This is a genomic window from Fulvivirga kasyanovii (genome assembly GCF_009711405.1).
Classification (GTDB): domain Bacteria; phylum Bacteroidota; class Bacteroidia; order Cytophagales; family Cyclobacteriaceae; genus Fulvivirga; species Fulvivirga kasyanovii.
On sequence record NZ_SMLW01000482.1, the window covers coordinates 5965 to 13183 of the forward strand.

Consider the following 7219-nt stretch of genomic DNA (forward strand, 5'->3'; position numbering starts at 1 on the left):
TCGCTGCGAGATGCAGGATTTGAAAGTGTAACCCTATCCAAAGGAGAAGGTACCGGAGCTCATAAAGATTCTGGTGCATCTCCATCATTGGATTTTCATTTTACCGATAGCCCGATTGTTAAGCTGGAACTGGTCTGCCAAAATGAGGAAACGGATAAAGCCATTCAACTGATCTGTGGCAAGGCTCAAACACCTGAACCGGGCGATGGCATTATTTACGTTTCAGAAATAGATGATGCTTATCGGATCAAGACTGGAAAATCTATTAAAAGATTTGATATGAAGTAGATATGTCAAGTCCAATTGAAGAAATGCAATATCTGGCCCGAAAAAGAGGAGGGCTTTGTCTATCCGATTTGTACATAAACAGCAAATCAAAACTGTGGTGGCAATGTGCTGAAGGCCATCGCTGGCAGGCTACTCCCTTCAGTGTAAGAATAAGAAAAAGCTGGTGCCCATTCTGTGCTAACAATAGGCCTCACGGGATAGAAAGGGTGAAAGCACTGGCTGCTACAAAGGGCGGTACTTGTCTTTCTGAAGAATATATAAATTCCAAAACGCCACTCAGATGGCAATGTAAAAACGGCCATCGTTTTCTGGCTACTGCAGACAGTGTGGTACAGGGGAAGTGGTGTAAAAAGTGTAAATAAATGTTAAACCTTAAACCCTCATAGTTATGATGCATGATTGGTATTTCGGAGGAATGCACTGGATTTGGTGGATCCTATGGCTGATCCTCATATTTTGGATATTTCTGATTCCATACCCTACACCCGGGCAAAGAAGAAGCAAGGATAAAGCCATGGAGGCGCTAAGAGAGCGCTATGCCCGAGGGGAGCTCAGCGATGAAGAATTTGAGCAAAAGAAGAAAGTTCTTCAAAACAGGATGAAATAGGTATAGGGTCGCAGGTGTCTTCACATCAAATGTGGCACCTGTGGCTCCAAAACTGACAAGAAGATGAAAAGCAAGTTACTTCTATACATCGCTATTGGGTTTACCCTCGGTATTTTCTTACTACAGCCTTTGGTTATTTCACTGCACATGTACGATATGCAGGGAGACCAGGGAAATTGGTGGGCCTGGCTACTTACTTCCTACCAGCAGGTTGTTGGATCGTGGGATGTGGATCAGGCGGTTACCAAATTGCTCTTTGGATTGTTAGGTGTTACCCTCGCACTTCTTTTTATGGTCAGACAAAAAATATTTCAGCTTACCGGGAAAAGAGATAAACTGGAGGAGATCAAGGAGCTTATAGCTGCGGGAGAAAACCAGCAGGTAGAATTTAAATCTACTTTGAGGTGGGACTTACACCAATTTAAGCCGAATAAGGCACTGGAAACAGTAGTAGCTAAGACAATAGCCGGATTTATGAATACAAGTGGAGGACATCTGTTCATCGGTATTGATGATGATGGGCAACCATGTGGCTTACAGGAAGATTATGCCACGCTAAAAAAACCTGGCAGAGATGGTTTTGAGCAATACATTATGGAACTAATATCCAATAAGCTGGGAACAAATTTATGTACGTTGGTAGCCGTTTCTTTTTACAAGATCGAGGCATATGATTTCTGCCATCTCGCTATCAAAAGGGCCGGTTCCCCGGTTTATCTTCATGATAACGACCGTTCTCATTTTTTTGTTCGCACGGGCAACGGTACACGTGAGTTGGATATACCTGAGGCACTCAATTATATAGAAGAAAATTTAAATGGTCGTTAATGATGAAAATCAAGTGGTTTATACTTCTGCTAATTGCCTTCAACTCCTCTGTGGTTAAAGGTCAAACGCTTTACAGGACTACTGAAGGGCATATTGTAATGGTTGCTGAAGTAGATGACGAGCAGGTGATTGCTGAAAGTCATCAACTGTTGATTCAACTGGACTATGACACAAAAGAAATTTCAGGTAAGCTTAACCTGAAAAGCCTGGATGTTGGTAACGGTTTTTTAAGCGAACAGATAAGCCAGCTTGCAAACGATGAATCAATAATCACTTTTTCCGGGAGGATTCCGGTGGATAATTTTATTAGCCAGCCTCATTCGCCTATATCGTTTAACTGGCCTATTAAAATTATAGCAGGTGAACGGGAGTTTCAGGTAGTAATGAATGCCACGCTCAAGCATTTTAATGGTGGAGAATCCATTGCATGTTTGCTAAGTGCTACGGGAGATTTATCTACAAAAGAGGTTGGTTTGGCGTCCTTCATTCCGGGGGTTAGTGAGGTATTAAAAGTGCAGTTTACACAAGTGATACTTAGAAAAAACACATTATGAGCGCAATAAAAGAATTAGAAGAAACTCTTGTAATGCATAAGATAAAACCAACAGCCATGCGGCTGCTGGTGCTGGAGTATCTGCTGGATCGGGAGATAGCAGTAAGCCTTACTGATTTATACAGAGACTTTGTGAAATCAGACAGAACAACCATTTACAGAACCTTAAAGGCTTTTCAGGATAATGGTTTGGTGCATAGCATTGATGATGGTACCGGTGTGCCCAAGTATGCTTTATGTGAAGATGGTTGTAAATGTGAAATAGAAAGAGACCTGCATCTGCATTTTCATTGCAGAATTTGTGAGAAAACTAAATGCCTTACCAGTTACAAAATTCCTGAAATTGTCCTTCCGCCTAATCATGAGGCCGAAGAAGCCAATTTGGTTGTAAAGGGCATTTGTTCCCAATGTAAAATTGAAAGCTAATATTATGAGCCAGCAAATTCATTATCAATCTCTATTGGTTTGCCCACACTGTCATCACCAACGTCAGGTAGAAATGCCCCAAGATAGTTGCTTGATTTCGTTTGATTGTGAGCGATGTGATAACATATTACAGCCAAATTCAGGTGATTGCTGTGTTTTCTGTTCTCATGGTTCAGTGCCTTGTCCATCCGTTCAACGGACATTAGAAGGGCATATTAATCTTCAAAAAGGACTTAGAACTGCTTTCATCCTCAGCCTGATAACCATTGGATACAATACTATTGAAGGCCTTGTCTCTACCTTCTTTGGCGCAACAGATGAAACACTGGCCTTATTTGGGTTTGGAGTAGATAGTTTTGCAGAAGTACTCTCTGGAGTAGGAGTTGCCCATATGGTTTGGAGAATGCAGCATCATGAAATAAAGCAACGTGATGATTTTGAGATAACAGCATTGAAAATAACTGGTACAGCTCTGTATCTATTGGTGGCAGGGCTTATTGCAGGTGCTATACTTTCAATTGTTAGCCAGTCCGAGCCACAGACTACCACAGCCGGTGTTATCATTTCAGTGCTTTCTATTGCTACAATGTATTTTCTTTTTAGGGCAAAAATAAAAGTGGGTAAGGAGTTGGAGAGCGAGCCAATCATTTCTGATGCGCAATGCACCAAGACCTGTTTTTACCTGTCTTTTATTCTTCTGGCTTCTAGTCTAATTTATGCTATTTGGCAGATCCCTTATGTGGATGCTGTTGGTAGTCTAGGTATAGCCTGGTATGCATGGAAGGAAGGTAAAGAAGCCTTTGAAAAAGCTAAAACAAAGCGCTTATCATGTGAGAATAGTTGTTGTTAATAAATAAATGAGAAGAATGAAAAAACTACAGATAAAAATACCACTCATCCTGCCCGAAGTGCCGGACGAAAAAGATCAGTGTGTACACAAACTGATCAGCCGTCTTCAGGATACCGAAGGTTTGGAAAAAGTACATGTGGCTGATGAAACCGACAATGGTGTGCCACAACTCTGCTTCCATTATGATCCTGAGGTAATATCAATTAACCGAATCCAAAAACTGGCGGAGCAAACCGGGGCTGAGATCACCAAGAAGTTTGGCCATAAACTCATAGAAGTTGAGGGGATACGGCACACGCGGCATGCCCGTAACGTTGAGCGAAATCTTCGGAGCAAAGAGGGGATTTTGGAAGCTTCTGTCTCAGGTTCCGGCATGGTAAGACTGGAATTTGATACCACCAAAATAGATGAAGCGGAGATACTTAAATCATTAAGGAAAGAAGGTCTTGATATACCCGATACGCAGGTAAGTGCTGAGCGATTTCTTCAGCAAGCCAAGAAATCTGAACAACAGGAAACCCAAGAAAAAGAAGATGAGCATTCACATGAGGAAGGTGAAGATCATGACCACTCACACGGTGGTATTTTCGGCAAAAATACAGAGCTGATCTTTTCCATCATCTGCGGGGCATTGCTTGGAATAGGTTTTGGGCTTTCATATGTAGAAGCTATTCCTTCATGGGTAAGCTTGACGCTCTACATCGCAGCGTATTTCTTTGGAGGCTTTTTTACGGCCAAAGAAGCTATTCAAACAGTTGCCAAAGGTGGCTTTGAGATAGATTTCCTAATGCTGGTTGCTGCTATTGGAGCAGCTATTCTGGGTGAATGGGCAGAAGGTGCCCTGTTGCTGTTCCTGTTCAGCATGGGCCATGCTCTGGAGCATTATGCCATGAACAAGGCCCGTAAATCTATTGCTGCTTTGGCAGAACTGGCCCCCAAAACGGCCTTGCTCAAGAGAAATGGAAAAACAGAAGAAGTAGGTATAGAAGAACTGAGCATTGGAGACATCATCATAGTGAAGCCTAATAGCAAAATTTCTGCTGATGGTGTGGTAGTAGATGGTCGGAGTAGCGTAAATCAAGCACCTATTACCGGGGAAAGTGTGCCCGTAGATAAAGAACCTGTAGATGATCCCGATAAAGACTGGTCACAGGAAAAAGACATCAAAGACGAGAACCGCGCTTTTTCCGGTACAATCAATGGTAACAATACATTGGAAATCAAAGTGATCAAAGTAGCGAAGGACTCTACACTCTCTCGCCTGGTGAAACTGGTCAATGAAGCCCAGACCCAGAAATCGCCTACACAGCGGCTCACCGACAAATTTGAGAAGTATTTTGTGCCTGCTGTATTGGTATTGGTGGTGTTGCTCCATTTCGCTTTTTTAGTTATTGACGAGACCTTTAGCGAAAGCTTCTACCGCGCCATGGCCGTGCTGGTAGCGGCCAGCCCTTGCGCTTTGGCCATCGCCACACCGAGTGCTGTTCTCAGTGGAGTAGCCCGGGCAGCCAAAAGTGGCGTGTTGATCAAAGGTGGCCGCCCATTGGAAGATTTAGGCGTACTTACTGCCCTGGCTTTTGATAAGACCGGCACACTAACAGAAGGTAAGCCTAAGTTAACGGAGGTGGTAGCCTTGGAGGATGTGAAAGAAGAAGAACTACTGAGAATAGCAGTTGCGGTAGAGGGTCTTAGTGATCACCCACTGGCAAAGGCCGTAGTGCGTGACGGGAAGGAGCGACTGAAGGGTGCTGACATACCTGAGGCGAAAGACCTGGAGGCAGTGCTTGGGAAAGGGATCAAAGCCACATTGGGAAGTGACAAAGTCTACATTGGCAACCTGGACCTGTTTGAGTCGCTGGATGAAAAGAAGCCATCAAAGGAAATAGAAGAAAAAGTAAAATCCTTAGAGTCTGATGGCAATACTACCATGCTCATCCGGCAGAATGACGATTACATAGGCATCATCGCCCTGATGGATACGCCAAGAGAAGAAGCGAAAAATACCTTAGCGCAACTGAAAAAGATCGGCATCAAACGCATGATCATGCTCACCGGTGACAATCAGAAAGTGGCCGATGCGGTAGCCAAAGAAATCGGTCTCACGGATGCCTGGGGCAGTTTGCTGCCGGAAGAAAAAGTAGAAGCCATTAAAGAGCTTAGACAAAAAGAAGACAAAGTAGCCATGGTTGGCGATGGTGTGAATGATGCCCCGGCCATGGCCAACAGTACCGTAGGAATAGCCATGGGAGCAGCAGGAAGTGATGTGGCTCTGGAAACAGCCGACATTGCCCTGATGGCCGACAAGCTGGAAACCTTGCCTTTTGCTATCGGTTTAAGCAGAAAGGCCAAAGGCATTATCAAGCAAAATCTTTGGGTTAGTCTGGGAATAGTGGCTTTGCTCATTCCTTCAACCATTTTTGGTCTGGCCAATATCGGTATTGCAGTGCTTATTCATGAAGGTTCAACCTTGGTGGTAGTCTTTAATGCATTGAGGTTGTTGGCGTACAAGAAACACCTCTAACAACAGATTTAACTATTAATAATAATATGAGCATAGCAGAAGATATACTTCAGGATCATGGCATTCTTTCAACTGATACTCGTTCCAAAGTCATTGAATACATTCTTAGGAAGGAAACAGCTTGTAGTTTGAAAGAACTTCAACATGCTTTGGCTATTACTTCCAGGCAGGAAAAGCCGGTAAATAAAACAACTTTTTATCGCACCATAGACCTTTTTGAAGAAAATGGAATTGTACACAGGGTTGATGATGGTACAGGAATAGCAAAATATGCCTTATCAAAGCATGACTCTGCCGAAGGGAAATGGCATCTCCACTTTCGCTGTGAAGTGTGTAATAGAACCTTCTGTTTACCTGATCCTATACCAAATGAGCTACTTTCAATTGGGGGCAATCATCATGTAAAGAAGGTAAATATGGTGCTCCAGGGTATCTGTGAAAAATGTTGTGAAAATTTACCGAATGAATAAAAGCACATTCAAAATAAACAAAATGGACTGCCCCTCTGAGGAGCAAATGATCCGCATGAAATTGGAATCTCATTTATTAACCAGGATCAAACGCTAATGTAATAATTGTTACAGTGTTTTTGCTTTTAATCCGTTAGGTTATTACAGAACTAAAAACCATATAAAATGAAATACTATAGTGAAAAAACATTGAATGATGTAAGCTTTGAAGAAGCCATACAAATGGTCACTGAAGCATTGAAAGCAGAAGGCTTTGGGATACTCACTGAAATAGATGTGAAGGAAACCATGAAAAAGAAGCTGGATGAAGATTTTCGGCCTTATAAAATCCTGGGAGCATGTAACCCTCCCTTCGCCTTTAAAGCATTACAAGCTGAGAATAAAATCGGAACCATGCTTCCCTGCAATGTTATTGTGCAACAAACTGATGCTGGTGTGGAAGTAGCGGCTGTAAGGCCTAAAGCTTCAATGGCAGCTGTAGATAATGCAGAGTTGGCCGTTATAGCCAATGAAATTGAAGCCCGTCTAAAAAAGGTGATAGCATCATTATAGTATGGAAGTTTTCAAAAACGTCCGATAAATGAAGGCTCTACATTGGTGGTGGTCTTTAATGCACTGAAATTATTGGCTTATGAAGAATAAGAAAAAAGAATAAAAGCACATTCAAAATAACCAA

At 42.6% G+C, this 7219-nt stretch carries 10 protein-coding genes; all 10 read left to right on the top strand.

Going from position 1 to position 7219, the window contains the following annotated elements; genetic code table 11:
- Positions 1-288: P-II family nitrogen regulator (locus E1163_RS08985; RefSeq protein ID WP_155171110.1), on the top strand; the 288-nt coding region annotated here is incomplete at its 5' end.
- A 23-nt stretch (positions 289-311) separates the two neighbouring features.
- Positions 312-650 (top strand): zinc-ribbon domain-containing protein, encoded by a 339-nt coding sequence (locus E1163_RS31675; RefSeq protein WP_353744539.1) that lies wholly within the window; start codon positions 312-314, stop codon positions 648-650.
- Between the two features lie 26 nt (positions 651-676).
- Complete coding sequence (locus E1163_RS08995; protein WP_137404429.1) at positions 677-895, top strand: SHOCT domain-containing protein; 219 nt, start codon at positions 677-679, stop codon at positions 893-895.
- Between the two features lie 63 nt (positions 896-958).
- Positions 959-1723: an AlbA family DNA-binding domain-containing protein gene (locus E1163_RS09000; protein WP_155171105.1), complete on the top strand. Its 765-nt coding sequence runs from the start codon at positions 959-961 to the stop codon at positions 1721-1723.
- Positions 1723-2277: a hypothetical protein gene (locus tag E1163_RS09005; RefSeq protein WP_246223581.1), complete on the top strand. Its 555-nt coding sequence runs from the start codon at positions 1723-1725 to the stop codon at positions 2275-2277. The genes E1163_RS09000 and E1163_RS09005 overlap by 1 nt, the downstream gene beginning before the upstream one ends.
- On the top strand, positions 2274-2702 hold the full coding sequence (locus E1163_RS09010; RefSeq protein ID WP_155171106.1) for a Fur family transcriptional regulator: 429 nt from the start codon (positions 2274-2276) through the stop codon (positions 2700-2702). Before E1163_RS09005 ends, E1163_RS09010 begins: the two co-directional genes overlap by 4 nt.
- Positions 2692-3552, top strand: a complete 861-nt coding sequence (locus E1163_RS09015; protein ID WP_246223583.1) for a GDCCVxC domain-containing (seleno)protein — start codon at positions 2692-2694, stop codon at positions 3550-3552. Before E1163_RS09010 ends, E1163_RS09015 begins: the two co-directional genes overlap by 11 nt.
- Positions 3553-3568: 16 nt before the next feature.
- Positions 3569-6073: a heavy metal translocating P-type ATPase gene (locus tag E1163_RS09020; protein ID WP_155171107.1), complete on the top strand. Its 2505-nt coding sequence runs from the start codon at positions 3569-3571 to the stop codon at positions 6071-6073.
- Positions 6074-6099: 26 nt separating this feature from the next.
- Positions 6100-6543 carry a Fur family transcriptional regulator gene (locus E1163_RS09025; RefSeq protein ID WP_155171108.1) on the top strand — a complete coding sequence of 148 codons (444 nt, stop codon included), beginning with the start codon at positions 6100-6102 and terminating at the stop codon, positions 6541-6543.
- 165 nt (positions 6544-6708) lie between these two features.
- The gene (locus E1163_RS09030; protein ID WP_155171109.1) at positions 6709-7095 is read left to right on the top strand and encodes a DUF302 domain-containing protein; all 387 of its coding nucleotides are present in this window, start codon (positions 6709-6711) and stop codon (positions 7093-7095) included.
- Positions 7096-7219 lie beyond the last annotated feature (124 nt).

Coding starts and splice junctions, on each gene's coding strand:
- E1163_RS08995 (WP_137404429.1), top strand. CDS start 677: ATGATGCATGATTGGTATTTCGGAGGAATGCACTGGATTTGGTGGATC.
- E1163_RS09000 (WP_155171105.1), top strand. CDS start 959: ATGAAAAGCAAGTTACTTCTATACATCGCTATTGGGTTTACCCTCGGT.
- E1163_RS09010 (WP_155171106.1), top strand. CDS start 2,274: ATGAGCGCAATAAAAGAATTAGAAGAAACTCTTGTAATGCATAAGATA.
- E1163_RS09025 (WP_155171108.1), top strand. CDS start 6,100: ATGAGCATAGCAGAAGATATACTTCAGGATCATGGCATTCTTTCAACT.
- E1163_RS09030 (WP_155171109.1), top strand. CDS start 6,709: ATGAAATACTATAGTGAAAAAACATTGAATGATGTAAGCTTTGAAGAA.
- E1163_RS31675 (WP_353744539.1), top strand. CDS start 312: ATGCAATATCTGGCCCGAAAAAGAGGAGGGCTTTGTCTATCCGATTTG.
- E1163_RS09005 (WP_246223581.1), top strand. CDS start 1,723: ATGATGAAAATCAAGTGGTTTATACTTCTGCTAATTGCCTTCAACTCC.
- E1163_RS09020 (WP_155171107.1), top strand. CDS start 3,569: ATGAAAAAACTACAGATAAAAATACCACTCATCCTGCCCGAAGTGCCG.